We start from the raw sequence: 16865 nt of genomic DNA, 5'->3' as shown, positions 1-16865 counted from the left end.
GGTCAGCTTCTGTTTTTAGGTTTTTGGCAAATTCTTTAGCTAATGCCAACATTGCTTCATCTTTCATGGTAAACACCTGTGTTACCCCCAACAACGTTGAGGGATAGTTTAAGCGTTTACACAGTTTTATTTACAGTCTCGACTGATTAAAGTGTTTTGACTTTGTTTTATTTGAAATGTGCTTTATTTAAAATGACTTTATTTCACTTTGCTTTTTCGGATCATCTTATACATCAGCTTCGGAGATACTCGGGAAATCGCTACACCGAGCTTCTCTTTCAGTCCACCCACGACGATGTATTCTTGATTACTCAGCAAAGCTTTAACCACTTTTTGTGCAAAATCATCGGCATCTAAACCATTTTCAATGGCTTCATCTTGATGCGCTTGGGCTTGCCCTGCACCATTCAACGCATTAAAAGACACATTGGTTTTGACAAAGCCTGGGAACACCACCGATACATTGAGCCCTTTTTCTGCATATTCTGCACGTAAGCTGTTCGCCCACATATGGATTGCACCTTTTGCCGCTGAATAACTGGCTCGGTATTGTGTGCCGAGTAAACCTGCCACACTGGAAATAAAGACCACATGCCCAGAGCCTTGATTTTCAAGATAAGGTAAAGCCAATTTGGTTAAGTTAATCTGCGCAAAATAGTCAATTTCCATAATGCGACGCTCGGTATCCATGGAGGTATCTGCAATCAAAGCACGTTGACTTAACCCTGCATTGTTGATCAGATAATCAATGCGCTGACATTTTTCAATGACTTGCTCTACCGCCTGTTGCGTTTGATCCACTTGTATTACATCAAAGACAACGCACAGATGCTTTTCAGAATTGTTTAACTGCTGACGTACACGCTCTAGCTCATCTATCCGACGTGCTGATAGCACTACTTTTGCACCGAGATTGGCAAATACTTTGGCAAGTGCTTCGCCTATTCCTGAACTTGCTCCAGTGATCCAAACCACTTTCTGCTCAAGTGTCTTTGCTTTATAACTCATTTTTTATTCCTTGCTCCTTATATGATTGATGCACGCTAAACAAATCACTAAGCGTTCACAATTTCTAAAGCACTTTTTATCCATTTTACGAAGCCATTTTGTCATAGTTTCGTTATATCAGTTGTCACTCAAATGACAGACCCTAATAAGCTAAGCAGACTCAGCATAAATAAACTTTTGAAAATGTTCAGCATAGCGCATTGCAAGCTGTGGAGAAGAATGCTGTCCCATTTTTTCAATGCGTTTATAGCCAATACTAGTAACAAGATGAATCACGCCATTTAAGGTTTTATCCACCACAAAGTTAAATTTCAGCATCGACTTTGGCTTACGAATAAATTCAGTTACACCCAGATCAATCACTTCAATAATATTTTTCAACATCGAATCAATCGCTGACAAATCACCTTGTTGGATACGCTCAACATCTTTCAGCATACTTTGCACAAGTGAATCAGGCACTGCATAGCGAAGCAAACTGGTTTTGGGATTACTCAAATCAAAATGCGCCACCATATGATTGGATACAGGCGTCAAGCGATCATTATTAAACATGCCAACTGCCCACGGCATATATTTTTGCAATTGTTCTCGGATTTGACCCAACACTTTTTCAGCTTCATCGGCATGATCCGCAAGTTCAGGTTGTTGTTTATTGGCATGAATGAGCTCCATAAACACTTGATCAAGCACTTGATGGGTAATCTCGGTAAAGACTTGTCCCAAGTCTTTAGACAAATCTTTGCCATCACCATGATTGAGCCGTGTATTAATATCTTCAAGCTCACGATAGGTTCGATCGTGTATTTTTAGATGGACATTTTGTGTAGTCATCGCTACGTACCCCTGCTTTTTATTTTTTAATCTTTGCATCCAAATTCCTTTGAAGCATTTTTCTGCGTAATGATCAAACTGAAAAATCAAGCTTAAAGATTAAATTTGAAAATCGAATCTGATCAAGCATACGCTATTCTTTCATCAGTGTAACAAGTCCGTCCTAGATGCTCAATTGCATTTTTCGGCATGTATATTTTCTTATCCATCGCATCGTGAATGCACAATCTGCGCATATATTTTTACGACTATTTTTGCTAGAATAACGCCAATTTTTTGCTATTTCATACGCCATATCCAATGACTGAACAAAACTCAAACCAAGCCTCAAATACCGCCCAAAATATTGCAACCACTTACGATCCATCTGATATTGAACGCAAATGGTACAAAGTCTGGGAAGACAATGGTTACTTTAAACCGCACGCTGCAGAAGCGAATTCAACGGCAACACCTTTTACCATCATGCTTCCACCGCCAAACGTGACAGGTAGCTTGCATATGGGACATGGTTTTAACAATGCCATCATGGATGCGTTGACTCGATACCACCGCATGCAAGGTCATAATACTTTGTGGCAACCGGGTACAGACCATGCGGGGATTGCAACGCAAACCGTTGTAGAGCGTCAGCTTGGTGAGCAAGGCATTACTCGTCATGATTTGGGACGTGAAAAATTATTAGAAAAGATTTGGGAATGGAAAGAAAAATCAGGCGGAACGATCACAGGTCAGATTCGTCGTCTTGGTTCTTCTGTAGATTGGACACGTGAACGCTTTACCATGGATGATGGCTTATCCGATGCTGTGAAAGAAGTCTTTGTACGCTTGCATGAAGAAGGTTTGATTTATCGTGGCAAACGCCTCGTCAACTGGGATCCAAAGCTACATACTGCCCTATCTGACCTTGAAGTAGAAAGCAAAGAAGAACAAGGTTCATTGTGGCATTTCCGCTATTTCTTTGAAGATAAATCACTGAAAACCAAAGATGGCAATGACTATCTTGTGGTGGCGACCACTCGACCTGAAACTCTACTTGGCGATAGTGCGGTTGCAGTACATCCTGAAGATGAACGCTATCAACATTTGATTGGTAAAAATATCGTGCTACCGATCACAGGTCGTCTTGTACCCATCGTTGCCGATGATTATGTAGACAAAGACTTTGGAACAGGTTGTGTCAAAATCACGCCAGCACACGACTTCAATGACTATGATCTTGGCAAACGTCACGATCTACCAGTGATTAATATCTTTGATAAAGATGCCAAAATCTTGGGTGAATTTGACTGGATGGAAAAAACTGGCGTACCAGTAACCAAAACCATCACCGCACCTGAAAGCTATGTCGCACTTGAGCGTTATGTTGCACGTAAAAAATTAGTTGACGAAGCTGAAGCCGAAGGTTGGTTAGAGAAAATTGAGCCATATACCCTTAAAGCACCTCGTAGTGAGCGTTCAGGTGTGATCGTTGAGCCATTATTATCAGATCAATGGTATGTGAAGATTCAACCGCTTGCTGAGCCTGCGATCGAAGCAGTGAAAAATGGCGACATAAAATTCGTTCCTGAACAGTACAGCAATATGTACATGGCATGGATGAACAATATTCAAGATTGGGCGATCAGCCGTCAGCTTTGGTGGGGACATCGTATCCCTGCATGGTACGACGACGCAGGCAATATCTACGTTGGACGTAACGAAGCCGAAGTTCGTGAGAAGCATAACTTAGCTGATGATCTTGAAATCCGTCAGGATGAAGACGTACTGGATACATGGTTCTCCTCTGCGCTGTGGACGTTCTCAACGCTTGGCTGGACTGGCGATGCACAAAAAGATGCGGAAAATTATTTCTTAAAAACCTTCCATCCAACCAATGTTTTGGTGACTGGTTTTGACATCATTTTCTTCTGGGTTGCCCGAATGATCATGATGACTTTGCACTTCGTCAAAGATGAACATGGCAAACCACAAGTCCCGTTCAAAACTGTCTATGTACATGGTTTGGTACGTGATGGCGAAGGTCAAAAAATGTCAAAATCTAAAGGCAACGTGCTCGATCCTTTAGATTTGGTCGATGGTATTGATCTTGAAACCTTAGTTCAAAAACGTACCACTGGTTTGATGAATCCTTCAACTGCGCCGAAGATCGAAAAAGCCACGCGTAAAGAATTCCCAGACGGCATTAACGCATATGGAACAGATGCGCTACGCTTTACTTTCTGCGCACTTGCCAATACGGGTCGTGACATCAAATTCGATATGAAACGTGTCGAGGGCTATCGCAACTTCTGTAATAAAATTTGGAATGCGACTCGCTTCGTGATGATGAATGTCGAAGGCAAAGAGGTTGCACAAACGGCACAGCCTGAGCTGTGGGAATTGCCTGAACAATGGATCATCAGCCGTCTACAAAAGGCACAACAAGCGGTCAAATTGGGCTTTGAAACTTATCGCCTTGACCTCGTGGCACAGACCATTTATGACTTTATTTGGAATGAATATTGCGACTGGTATGTCGAGCTGACCAAGCCAGTATTGAATGATGAAAATGTTTCAGAAGCTCGTAAAGCCGAAGTTCGCCGTGTCTTACTTTCAGTCATGGAATCTGCGCTACGTCTTGCACATCCATTGATGCCATTCTTAACTGAAGAAATCTGGCAGACGCTTGCACCGATGATCGGACGTGGTGGCGACACCATTATGCTTGCGCCATACCCTGTTGCCGAAGAAGCGAAAATCAACAATCAAGCCGAAGCTGATATGGATTGGCTACAAGCCTTGATCGGTGCGGTACGTAATATCCGTGGTGAAATGGGCTTGGGTAATGCTCGCCTGTTGCCTGTATTATTGCAAAATATCAGCGATGCAGAACGTACTCGTATTGAGCGCATTGAGCCATTATTTAAGGCTTTGGCAAAAGTGGAAAGTATCGAGTTCTTGAGTCTTGATCAAGAACCACCGCTATCATCGTCAAGTGTGGTCGGTCAGGCTTCGGTATTCGTGCCGATGAAAGGTTTGATTGATCCAAAAGCTGAACTTGCTCGTTTGCAAAAAGACTTAGACAAAGTACAAAAGCAACATGACCAAATCGCAAATAAACTCGCAAATGAAGGTTTTGTGGCAAAAGCACCGCCTGCTGTAGTCGAAGGTGAAAAAGTGAAATTGGCGGAATTTGCCGATCAACTTAGCAAGATCAAGGCGAATATGGAACAGATTGCAAATTTGTAATTTGTTTCAAAAGCCCTAGCTCAAAAAAAACCTAGTGCACTCGTGTTCTAGGTTTTTATTTTTGCACATACTAAATACCATTATTTGATCGACTCAATCCTCTTTAGTCAAATTGCCATTTCTCTACTTTCTAGCGGTTGATGACACGCCAATTGGTGGTTTTGACAATGTATTGCTTGATGAGGTTCTAGGTTTGTCTGCACTTGGTCTGCGTAGCGTGGTGATTATGGTGCTTGGCTGTCGAAGTACTGCAGACTTCAATGCCGACTTACCAAAAGCCTGCCTCAGCAAAGAAGCAGTAATTCACTTTTTACAAGTCATTGCTAAGGCGATTTTGTATTTTCAAAAAATATAAATCAACATCATATTTATTGTTTAATGTTTGATCATTTTCTAACATTTGTGCATAGATCAGCCTGTCTTTAGGCTATATGTCCTGCGCTCTGTCTGCTATGCTAAAGCCCACGATAAAATTATTATTTTAGGTTGACGGCATGACAGTACGCATCGGGACTCCTTTACAATCTTCTGCAACTCGGGTGTTATTTTTAGGTTCAGGTGAGCTCGGCAAAGAGGTAGTGATTTCCCTGCAACGCCTAGGTGTTGAAGTGATTGCAGCCGATCGTTATGACAATGCGCCTGCCATGCAAGTCGCACATCGCAGTTACACCTTGAATATGAATGATGCGACGGCGTTAAAGACTTTAATCGAAGAAGTAAAACCACATCTGATCGTACCTGAGATCGAAGCGATAGCTACCGAAGTCTTATTAGACATTGAAGCAAAAAATATCGCTACGGTGATCCCCTCTGCTAAAGCAGTCAATCTGACCATGAACCGTGAAGGGATTCGTCGCCTCGCTGCCGAAGAATTGGGCTTACCGACGTCGATTTATCGTTTTGCTGATAGCTTGGAGAGCTTCCGTGCTGCATGTGATGATATTGGCTATCCAAACTTTGTCAAACCTGTGATGTCATCTTCGGGTAAAGGTCAATCTAGAGTGACCAACTTTAAAGAAGTTGATGCCGCTTGGGATTACGCCATGCAAGGCGGTCGAGTCAATCAAGGTAAAGTGATTATCGAATCGCAAATCAACTTTGATTATGAAATTACCCTACTGACCGTCCGTGCCAAAAATCCTGAAACAGGTGTCATCGAAACCCATTTCTGCGACCCCATCGGACACCGTCAGGAAGCAGGTGATTATGTGGAAAGTTGGCAACCTCAGCCAATGAGCGAAACTGCGCTGATTGAAGCCAAGCGCATTGCAGATAAAGTCACAACGGCACTGGGTGGTTGTGGTATTTTTGGTGTGGAATTATTTATCAAAGCCGATCAAGTATGGTTTAGTGAAGTGTCACCTCGTCCGCATGATACAGGTCTGGTGACATTGGCGAGTCAATTCCAAAGTGAGTTTGAACTCCATGCTCGGGCAATTCTAGGCTTGCCAGTGAATACTACTCGTCACAGTACTGCTGCCAGTGCGGTGATCTATGCAGGTCAAGATGGTGAGAATTTAAGCTTTAGTAATTTGCAACACGCATTGACGCACCCTAATACGGATTTACGTTTATTTGGTAAGCCTGAAGGTTTTGTCAAACGTCGTATGGGCGTGGCAACAGCACGTGCAGAAACGATTGAAAGTGCACGTCAACTTGCCAAAGCAACTGCCGATGCGGTACAAGTAAACCCATCGGAATAATTGCATCTAAAAGATAAATTGACCACAAATGATGAGTAAGCAAATATTTGATACGTGGAAGCGTCTGTTGCATTGTTTGAGGTCAGCATGCAGTATGCAAAGTAGTGTTTACTAATCTATTGAATAGATACTTAATGTATGACCGAGTTTGCAACAGACAAAATGGTTTTGCCTACTTTTCCCGAAAGAAAAGTAGGTCGAACCGAAGGTTAATTCTGACATTTGAGTAAATACTGTAAGACTTCCCTAAAACAGTCATACTGCATAATACTCTGTGTTATATGTTTTTCGATTTCAGCAATTTTTAAGAGCACATCACATGTTAGATTTTCCTCCCATTTCTGAATATGTTCGCTTAGGTCAAGATCTGCAAGGCTTGACGATTTGGCGTGGAAAAGTCGAAGACAAGCTTGATCAATATTTTGCCGATGGGGTGAACATTCGAGATGTGGTCACTGCGCGATCGGATCAGATTGATTTAGCCTTAGATTTTCTTTGGAAAAATGCAGGATTGGATCAGACTGATTTAGCACTCTTTGCAGTCGGAGGCTATGGTCGCCGTGAGATGTTGCCCTACTCTGATGTGGATGTGCTGATTCTGTCTGAGGAAGAATTGGATGAAGCCACACAAGATAAAGTCAAAACTTTCGTATCTTCGCTGTGGGATGTGGGGAATTTTAAACCTGGGATTAGCGTTCGCACTATTAAAGCATGTTTTGACCAAGCCAAGCTCGATGTCACTATTGCTACATCGTTGATCGAAGCACGTTTACTCAGTGGCAATGAATTATTAAAAAAATGGCCACGTCGTATTGTGTCAGAAAGTTGGACGGACAAGACCTTCTTCGATGCCAAAGTGTTTGAACAAAAGAAACGCTACGAACAACATAATAATACTGAAAGCAACCTTGAGCCCGATATTAAAAATGCTCCCGGTGGTCTACGTGATATGAACCAAATCGGTTGGATTGCCAAACGGCACTTCCGTGTTGGTCGGATTTACGACTTGGTGCATCTTGGATTTATTAGTGAGTTTGAACTAGCAATATTGGAAGAAGCGGAAATTTTCTTATGGGAAATTCGCCACTATCTACATCGCCTCACTAAACGAGATGAAAACCGCTTATTGTTTGATTATCAACGTGAGATTGCCACTTGTTTCGGCTATCAACGTGAGGATGGTAAACATCCAAATCACGCCATTGAACAATTTATGAAGCGTTATTATCGTGTGGCGCAAAGTGTTTCGACTTTGAGTGAATTACTGATCAACTACTTTAATGAAGCAGTAATTATCCCCCGTTTGGCGGATTATGAACGTCAAATTGAACCATTAAATAAAAACTTTAAATTGGTCGATGGCAAACTGGCAGTTACCCATCACAAAGTCTTCTCGGAAACGCCAAGTGCGATTTTAGAAGTCTTTTATCTGATGGCGAACAATCAAGAGATTCAAGGTATTCGAGCACGCACATTGCGGTTGCTGCTTTTGGCGGCGAAGAAGATTGATCAAAACTTCCGTAATAATGATGCACATAAAGCTTTATTTTTAGCGATTATTCGTTCGCCATATCGTTTGTACGACACGCTTGTTGCGATGCGTCGTTATGGTGTGCTGGGTAATTATATTCCTGCATTTGGGCAGATCATGGGCTTGATGCAATACGATCTGTTCCATATTTATACCGTCGATGCACATACTTTATTACTTATTCGTAATTTGAATCGTTTCTCCGAGCCTGAGTTTGGCAAGCAATATCCTGTAGTCTGCAACGTGTTCCAACGCCTTGCACGTAAAGACATTATCTTTATCGCTGCGCTGTTCCACGATATTGCAAAAGGTCGTGGTGGTGATCATAGCGAACTGGGCGCAGAGGATGCGATTGAGTTTTGCCGTGCACACGGACTCAGTGAACGTGAAGGCAAAATGGTCGCATGGCTGACTCGTAATCACTTAATGATGTCGCTCACCGCACAGAAAAAAGATATTTCCGACCCTGATGTGGTGCAAAGTTATGCCGAAGCGATGGGTGATATGGAGCACTTGGATTATCTGTATTGTCTGACTGTTGCCGATATTAATGCGACCAATCCAACGCTGTGGACCAATTGGAAAGCGTCGTTAATGCGTCAGCTCTACTCGCAATCTCGTGAAATTATCCGAGGTGGATTAGACCGTCCGATTGATCATCAAATGCTGATTGAAGACACCAAGTTTTCTGCACTGGAAAAACTCTCAGATGAATTTCCTCCGAATGAAATCGAAGTAGTGTGGAAAGAGCTTGGCGATGATTATTTCTTAAAAGAAACGGTCGATGAAGTGGTTTGGCATACCACTGCGATCTTGCGTCATGGTGAAAATAGCGATCCACTTGTGCTAATTCGTGAGCACCGTAAAGCGATTCAGCTGTTTATTTATACTCGAGATACACCGAACCTATTTGCGACCACAGTTGCCCTGCTTGATCGTTTAAATCTCGATGTCCAAGACGCACGGATTATTACCGCAGCGACCAATTTTTCACTCGATACCTATGTGATTCATGACCGTTTGGGTTCATTGCTAAGCGATCCAAGTCGTGAAAAACAAGTCGTGGAAACCTTAGTCAAAGGCTTGAGTCAAATTGACCAATATCCTGCGCTGATGCAACGGATGATTCCACGTCGTCTACGTCATTTTGAAGTGGAAAATAGTGTTGATATTCGCCTAAACCGTGCTTTAAATCAAAATATGGTAGAAATCTCCACACTCGATCAACCAGGTCTTTTGGCAAGAATTGGCGGTTTGTTTATGATGCAAGGCATTGATATTCATTCTGCACGTATTGCTACGCTTGGTGAGAAAGCCGAAGATATTTTCTTCGTCACCAAGCCTGACGGTACGCCACTGACTGAAGAAGAATCGACGGTTTTTGCTGAACAGCTTAAAGCGGCTTTGGACGAAGCTTCGAATCAAGTGACGATACAGCATTGATTTATAGTCAAATTACTTGAAATCTGCTACATCGTTAACCTCGCTCGCAGTACCCTATGTACAGCTTCGCTCGGTTGCCTTGTATCAGACATCAATTACTTCGACTATAGTTAGAAATCAATAGTTGATAACTTGAAAAATATTTACATAGATGAAATTTGGAACTTGCGGTTATGAACCCTGATTTGGCATTACTCCACCCTTACCCTTTTGAAAAATTAAATGCACTCTTTGCAGATATTCAACCTGCAAACTTGCCGTTAATTCCACTGTCGATCGGTGAGCCAAAACATGCTGCGCCTGCCTTTGTACAGCAAGCGATCGAAGCCAACTTTGCGCATCTTTCCACTTATCCAAATAGCAAAGGTTTACCTGAGCTTCGTCAAAGTATTGGCAATTGGTTAAGCAATCGTTTCCAACTACAAAGCATCTATGCTGAAACACAAATCCTGCCTGTCAGTGGCACACGTGAAGCGATTTTCTCTTTTGTGCAATCAGCGGTTGATCGTAGCAAAACGCCTTATGTAGTGATGCCCAATCCGTTTTATCAAATCTATGAAGGTGCAGCGTTGCTTGCAGGCGCAACGCCTTATTTTGTCAACTGTACAGCGGACAATGATTACAAAGGTGACTTTAGTCAAGTACCTGCCGAAGTGTGGGAAAAGACCGATATTTTATTCGTCTGTACACCGGGCAATCCGACTGGTGCTGTACTCAGCAGTGAAGATTTTCAACAGCTGATTGCGCTATCTGACGAGTACGATTTTATTATTGCTTCGGATGAATGCTATTCGGAATTGTGGTTTGAGCAAGCGCCTGTTGGCTTACTGCAAGTTTGTGCTGAGATCGGTCGCCATGATTATAAAAATTGCGTGGTGTTTCATTCGCTTTCTAAGCGTTCGAATCTTCCGGGAATGCGTTCAGGTTTTGTTGCAGGTGATGCAAAACTGCTTGCGCCGTATTTGAAATATCGCACTTATCACGGTGCTGCCATGCCTGTGCAACATCAGCTTGCGTCGATCGCTGCATGGGATGATGAAGAGCATGTCGAAGACAACCGCATTGCCTATCGTCAGAAGTTTGCATTATTTCAATCAGAGTTAGGCGATCGCCTACCATTTAAAAAGCCCGATGCAGGTTTTTATTATTGGTTGCAAGTTGATAATGATGAAGCCTTCGCCAAAAAATTACTTGCAGAAGCAAACATCAAAGTGCTTCCAGGTCGCTACTTGTCACGTGAAACTGAACAAGGCAATCCGGGTGAGAATCATGTGCGTATGGCTTTGGTGGCAAGTACTGCGCAGTGCGAAGAAGTGGTAGAACGATTGAAGAAAATTATCTAACAATAAAACCCCCTTTAATTCCCCCTACTCAGGGGGAAAACCATCTAATAAAATGGTCAGAATTCCTCCCCTTTTAAGGGGAGGCTAGGTGGGGTTCTAAATTGAATTTAGACACAACTTCATCCCTAATACAAATAGCTACAGTGCAAATTTAAATTAAAGTTGCCGTATAGCCCTCTTCTTTTAAGACACTTTGTACTTGCTCAAGACTAAGCACAGTTTCCACATCAACTTGTTTCGTGGTCAAATCCACCGCAACTTGTGCATTTTGATCTGCGCTTGCAATGGCTTGCTTAATGGCTTTTTCACAGTGTCCGCAAGTCATATTTTCTACATGTAATTTCATTTTTTACTCCAATGTATTCTGTATCATGATGATGATAAAGCTTCCCACTATGGTAAGGTCAAGCAAATAAATCCATCACACATACTAAAAACTCATTATTCAATCCAGAAAAATGTATCACTTGACTTTACCATCATGGTAAGGTTGAAAATAGTGTTAAACCTTATCAATAGAGGTACTCAACCATGAGTCAACAAGCCCCGAACCAACAAAGCATAAATCAGCAACAAAAAACGCTTAACTTTGATGTCGAAGGCATGAGCTGTGCCTCATGTGTGGGTCGTGTCGAACGAGCGATTGCCAAGGTTGATGGTGTCGAGAGCGTCAGTGTGAATCTTGCGACCGAACGCGCCACCGTGCAAACGAACAATGCGAATGCTAATGCCGAATTAAGCACATCAATCACCCAAGCCATCGAAAAAGCAGGCTATCAAGCGACCTTACATCAAGATGCACAACAAGTGAATGTATCAGTACAAGATGATGTGCATAGCGTATTGCGTATCGACGGCATGAGTTGTGCCTCATGTGTCGGTCGGGTTGAACGTGCATTACAAAAAATTGATGGTGTCACTGGTGCCAGTGTCAACCTTGCGACGGAAATGGCAAACATTCATCACACCTCAATGGTTGATACAGATCAACTAATAGCTCAAGTCGAACAGGTTGGCTACCAAGCGACTGTTGTACAACAGCAAAAAAATGATTCAACAAATAAGTATGAAGCACAAGCACCTCAAAAAAGCTATAGCGAACGCCGTCAGCTTGAAGCCGATGAATTATTTAAAAAGTTAATCCTTGCCATCGTCTTAGCGTTACCTGTATTTGTATTGGAGATGGGAAGTCACTTTATTCCTGCTTTGCATCATTGGATCGCATCGAATATCGGCATGCAAAATAGCTGGTATCTGCAATTTATCCTTGCCACGTTGGTCTTGATTTTTTCAGGTCGGCAGTTTTATACCCACGGTATTCCTGCATTGTTTCGTGGTGCACCCGATATGAATACGTTGGTCGCCATAGGTTCTTTGGCGGCATATAGTTATTCCATCGTTGCGACTTTCCTGCCTGAGCTTCTGCCTAAAGCCAACCTTTCGGTGTACTATGAATCCGTCGTGGTGATCATCGTTTTGATTCTTTTAGGTCGTTATCTGGAAGCCAAAGCCAAAGGTCAAACCTCGCAAGCCATTGAAAAACTGATGCAATTGCAACCGAAAGTGGCGCATGTCAAACGTGATGGTCAATTTATTGATGTCGATATTAATAGCATACAAAGTAATGACATTATAATGATTAAGCCTTCAGAAAGCGTGCCTTTTGATGGTGTGGTGATTGAAGGTCAAAGCTATATTGATGAGTCGATGATTACTGGTGAATCAATGGCAGTGCAAAAGGCTATTGATGATCAAGTCATTGGTGGCACGCTGAATCAGCAAGGTCAAATTATTGTGCAAGTCCGTGCTGTGGGCGGTGATACAACTTTAGCCAAAATCATTCAATTGGTGGAAAATGCCCAGTCCAGCAAATTACCGATTCAGAATCTGGTCGATAAAATTACCATGTGGTTTGTCCCGACCATTCTCGTGATCGCTGTACTGACCTTTCTCGCTTGGATGTTATTTTCTGATCAAGGGTTAAGTTTTGCGCTAATCAATGCGGTATCGGTACTGATCATCGCCTGTCCATGTGCCATGGGCTTGGCAACACCGATGTCAATCATGGTCGGTACAGGTCGTGCCGCCGAATTGGGTATTTTGTTCAGAGATGTGCATGCCTTGCAGTCGGCGAAGGATATTCAAGCAATTGCTTTTGATAAAACAGGTACACTAACTAATGGTCATCCGATTTTAACGGATTTACTTTTAGCGACAGACATAGAAGACAATAATGACGTTGACCTAATTCGACAATACGCTGCCTCACTTGAGTCTGCGTCAGAGCATCCAATTGCCAAAGCTATTGTTGAGGATGCGAAAGTACGTGGATTAGCTTTATTACCAATCACTGACTTTCAGGCACATGTTGGTTTAGGTGTACAAGCACAGATTGATGGCAAAACGATACGGATTGGCTCGGGCACGTGGATGAAGCAATTGGGCTTTTCATCCACTGCATTACAGCCTCATTTTGATGAATTGACCAGTGAAGCAAAAACCACATTTTATCTCAGTGTCGATGAGCAAATCTTTGCGGTAATTGCCGTTGCGGATGAAGCCAAAGCCGATGCTCAATCTGCAATTCATGCTTTACATCAAGATCAATTCCATGTGGCGATGGTCAGTGGCGATCAACAGAAAACTGCCGAAGCGATTGCGCAATCACTCGGTGTCGATCAAGTCATTGCCAACGTCAAACCTGCGCAAAAGGTTGAAGCCATCAGCGCATTACAAGCCAAATATGGCAAAGTCGCCTTTGTCGGTGATGGCATCAATGATGCTCCTGCACTTGCCCATGCCGATCTGGGCATTGCGATGGGTACAGGTACAGATATTGCGATTGAAACCGCTGATGTGGTACTCATGAATGGACATGTCAGTAGCGTGGTGGATTGCATTGCGCTATCTCGTGCTACGATTCGCAATATTCAGCAAAATCTATTTTGGGCATTTATTTACAATGTCGCCTTGATTCCTGTGGCGGCGGGTGTGCTGTATCCGTTAAATGGTATGCTACTTTCACCGATGTTTGCTGCTTTTGCAATGGCGTTATCCTCAGTTTTTGTAGTAACTAATGCTCTACGCCTTAAACGCTTTCAATCAATTACTGCAAAAAATTAGCCTAACTAGAATTGGATTTATATGAATATCAGCCAAGCAGCCAAAAAAACTGGCATCTCCGCCAAGATGATTCGTTATTATGAAGACATCGGCTTAATTCGGCATGTCTTGCGCACCGATGCAGGTTATCGGGTGTTTAATGCGCACGACATTGAGCGATTACAGTTTATTCATCAGTCACGAAATTTAGGCTTTAATCTTGAGCAAATCAAACTATTGCTCGAATTACAAAACAATCCTGAGCGTAACAGTGCCGATGTCAAAGCATTGGCACAGCACCATGTCGATGAATTAGAAAGTAAAATTGCACAGATGCAACAACTGGTTTTACATTTACAAGACATCATCAAAAAATGTCAGGGCAATGATCAACCTGAATGTGCAATTTTGAACGATTTGCAAAAAACAAGCTGAAAAATAAACATTATTTTTTATCTTCAATTTCTTAATCTTTATTTAGCGAAATCCCCTTCCCACAATGCGGACAGACCGAATGCGTATCATGCAAAGCTTTTCGTTCTCTTATTAATTGAATAATCACGTCATTCATCTGCTCCTGCGGTAGTCCGACACGCTGACGCAATTTTTCCAATTCGTCTTGATCGTTCAACACATCTAAACCTTGCTGATGCAATAGTTGACGAAATTCAAGCTCAAGTCGTTGATTACGTTGATTCAGCTCATTTGCCAAGCCCGATGCTAAAATACCTGCAGGCAATGCTGCAATACCCACACCTAAAATGGTGATGAGTGCACCTAAAAATTTCCCAACCGTGGTCACTGGTGTCACATCGCCATAACCCACGGTAGTCAACGTTACCACTGCCCACCACATTGATTTTGGAATCGAGCTAAATGCTTCGGGCTGTGCTTTATTTTCAACGATATAAATCCCTGATGCAGTCATTACAATCATGATCACCAAGATAAAAATAACTGCTTGAAATGAACCACGTTCACGTTGAATCACGCGCAAGAGAATCTGTAATGACACAAAATAGCGTGTCAATTTTAATAATCGAAGTAACCGTAAAATTCGCAGTACACGCAAGTCGATATGTACAAAGAAATTGAGGAACGCAGGTAAGATCGCCAAAAGATCAATAATCGCACCACCACTTTTCATCCATTGCCACCGCATCGCCCACGGTGAGCGACTTTGATCCTGCTCTGCCACACTCCAAATCCGTAGCAAATACTCTATAGTAAAGACAACTATGGAAATCGTTTCAAAATGATTGAACCAAAACTGATATGTTTTATATAGTGGTTGTACCGATTCTAAAATCACTGCACCGACATTAGCAACGATCAGTACAATCAAAAAATAGTTGATACAGGTACTGATCATGCTCCGATAGTTATCATCATGTAGATTCAGAAAAACCCAACGACGTAAACTTAAAAATGCAGACATGATTCACTGAAATTGATTTATTTGATGCGTACAGTGTAAACAAATCATTCGATAATGCAAAAAACATCATGTTTTGTAACGCATTTTTAAAACTGATAGTTTTGAATGGATTGATGATTTAAATGGATTGAAAGTTAAAATGCAATTTTCCAAAATAAACGAATGGATTGCCCGCGGTCATGCGGAAAAGAAGAGGTATATTCATAGCCCACCGTTTGATCTTCTTTAACATCAAACTCCATTCCATAACCGAGTGAAATGGATAAATCTGACATGGTAACTTGATCCGCCTGGGCATTGGCATATTTTGACTTGACTTCATCCATGCTATAGAGCGTGTGATTGTAAACGCGCATCCCATCATCGTCGTAGAACGAATTATCAAGACGACTTTCTTCGACGATCGGCTGATCTTCACCGTAGTGACGTGACGTCTGATCAATTGAAAATGGATTGTGATTAAATAAAGGTTCTAAATCAGAAAATGTTGTTTGTAATGTTGGTTGTAATATTGTCTGCTGTGTAGCAATCGGTGCGAAAAACTGAGGCACACTCTCAGCCTTAACCACTACCACCGATGCTATGAAAACGGTTAAAAAGCTAATGGCAAAATATAAAACATGCTTAAGATAGGAGAAGCAATCCATCGCTATCAATTAACGCTACATTTTATTGATAGGTTTCACCTTTATGCTTTAGCCAACCACCTACATGCTGACCTTGTGGATCATGATGTGTCCAATGAATCACACCACCCTTTTGGTTATATTCATATTCACCAAAAAACTCCACATCATCGCCCTTTTCGAGATTTTCAATACGAGGCGCAAGATCAATATTGTGCGCAACCAATACCGTTTGCGCATTACCAATATCGAGAATAAACCGTTGATGGCGTGAACCTTTATTATCGTCAGGAAGTACCGCAACTACCGTACCTACTGCCTGCACTTGTACGTCATTTAATTGCTGATCGTATGCGTTTTGAATCGTCGATGCCCCTTCTGATCGCTTTTGAGCCTCGTTCTTATCTGCTCGATTTTCCTGTGGCGTTTGCTCTATGGCAGATTTGATATTGCCATGCTTTGATGCTTTTTCATCTTGATTGAAGAATTGATTTGCACCCAATATCGCAACAACTATGGCAACCAAAACACCAATATTTAATTTATTTTTAGCAGACTTCAAAATCCTACTCCAACCCTAGAACATAACCATTTGATCGCTTTATC

The 16865-nt window shown here is 42.1% G+C and carries 12 protein-coding genes and 1 pseudogene; 7 read left to right on the top strand and 6 right to left on the bottom strand.

What is annotated here, in order from left to right; translation table 11 throughout:
* Positions 1–198: 198 nt before the first annotated feature.
* Both ACE3PQ_RS01070 and ACE3PQ_RS01065 read right to left on the bottom strand, forming a co-directional pair.
* A complete protein-coding gene (locus ACE3PQ_RS01070) occupies positions 199–1008 on the bottom strand; it encodes an SDR family oxidoreductase (RefSeq protein ID WP_374294414.1) in 810 nt (269 codons plus the stop codon).
* A gap of 150 nt (positions 1009–1158) precedes the next feature.
* Complete coding sequence (locus ACE3PQ_RS01065) at positions 1159–1881, bottom strand: hypothetical protein (RefSeq protein ID WP_374294412.1); 723 nt, start codon at positions 1879–1881, stop codon at positions 1159–1161.
* Between the two features lie 261 nt (positions 1882–2142).
* On the opposite strand from ACE3PQ_RS01065, the gene ACE3PQ_RS01060 reads away from it, so the two are divergent.
* From ACE3PQ_RS01060 to dapC, 5 genes and pseudogenes are all read left to right on the top strand, one after another.
* On the top strand, positions 2143–5073 hold the full coding sequence (locus ACE3PQ_RS01060) for a valine--tRNA ligase (protein ID WP_374294410.1): 2931 nt from the start codon (positions 2143–2145) through the stop codon (positions 5071–5073).
* Positions 5074–5185: 112 nt separating this feature from the next.
* The gene (locus tag ACE3PQ_RS01055; RefSeq protein WP_374294408.1) at positions 5186–5428 is read left to right on the top strand and encodes a hypothetical protein; all 243 of its coding nucleotides are present in this window, start codon (positions 5186–5188) and stop codon (positions 5426–5428) included.
* 139 nt (positions 5429–5567) lie between these two features.
* Positions 5568–6776, top strand: coding sequence for a formate-dependent phosphoribosylglycinamide formyltransferase (purT, locus tag ACE3PQ_RS01050; protein ID WP_374294406.1), 1209 nt, complete (start codon positions 5568–5570; stop codon positions 6774–6776).
* A gap of 385 nt (positions 6777–7161) precedes the next feature.
* A pseudogene (gene glnD, locus ACE3PQ_RS01045) lies at positions 7162–9750 on the top strand ([protein-PII] uridylyltransferase); the annotation flags it as partial.
* 173 nt (positions 9751–9923) lie between these two features.
* Entirely contained in the window at positions 9924–11093 is a 1170-nt protein-coding gene (gene dapC, locus ACE3PQ_RS01040) for a succinyldiaminopimelate transaminase (protein WP_374294403.1), read from the top strand.
* Between the two features lie 151 nt (positions 11094–11244).
* On the opposite strand, the gene ACE3PQ_RS01035 is transcribed toward dapC, so the two are convergent.
* Positions 11245–11439 (bottom strand): heavy-metal-associated domain-containing protein, encoded by a 195-nt coding sequence (locus ACE3PQ_RS01035; protein ID WP_374294401.1) that lies wholly within the window; start codon positions 11437–11439, stop codon positions 11245–11247.
* Positions 11440–11624: 185 nt separating this feature from the next.
* Between ACE3PQ_RS01035 and ACE3PQ_RS01030 the strand changes: the two genes are divergently transcribed.
* Both ACE3PQ_RS01030 and cueR read left to right on the top strand, forming a co-directional pair.
* Positions 11625–14216 (top strand): heavy metal translocating P-type ATPase, encoded by a 2592-nt coding sequence (locus tag ACE3PQ_RS01030; protein ID WP_374294399.1) that lies wholly within the window; start codon positions 11625–11627, stop codon positions 14214–14216.
* Between the two features lie 21 nt (positions 14217–14237).
* Complete coding sequence (gene cueR / locus ACE3PQ_RS01025) at positions 14238–14630, top strand: Cu(I)-responsive transcriptional regulator (protein WP_374294397.1); 393 nt, start codon at positions 14238–14240, stop codon at positions 14628–14630.
* 31 nt (positions 14631–14661) lie between these two features.
* Here cueR and ACE3PQ_RS01020 read toward each other — a convergent pair whose 3' ends face one another.
* The 3 genes from ACE3PQ_RS01020 to ACE3PQ_RS01010 all read right to left on the bottom strand — a co-directional run bounded on the left by ACE3PQ_RS01020 (position 14662) and on the right by ACE3PQ_RS01010 (position 16821).
* Positions 14662–15633, bottom strand: coding sequence for an ion transporter (locus ACE3PQ_RS01020; protein ID WP_374294395.1), 972 nt, complete (start codon positions 15631–15633; stop codon positions 14662–14664).
* A gap of 134 nt (positions 15634–15767) precedes the next feature.
* Positions 15768–16184: a hypothetical protein gene (locus ACE3PQ_RS01015; protein ID WP_374294393.1), complete on the bottom strand. Its 417-nt coding sequence runs from the start codon at positions 16182–16184 to the stop codon at positions 15768–15770.
* A gap of 118 nt (positions 16185–16302) precedes the next feature.
* Positions 16303–16821 (bottom strand): DUF3465 domain-containing protein, encoded by a 519-nt coding sequence (locus ACE3PQ_RS01010; RefSeq protein WP_374294391.1) that lies wholly within the window; start codon positions 16819–16821, stop codon positions 16303–16305.
* Positions 16822–16865: the final 44 nt, after the last annotated feature.

It is taken from the genome of Acinetobacter sp., from assembly GCF_041911495.1.
Classification (GTDB): domain Bacteria; phylum Pseudomonadota; class Gammaproteobacteria; order Pseudomonadales; family Moraxellaceae; genus Acinetobacter.
The sequence above is the reverse complement of the archived record's forward strand: the minus strand, read 5'-3'. Positions and strand labels throughout refer to the sequence as shown.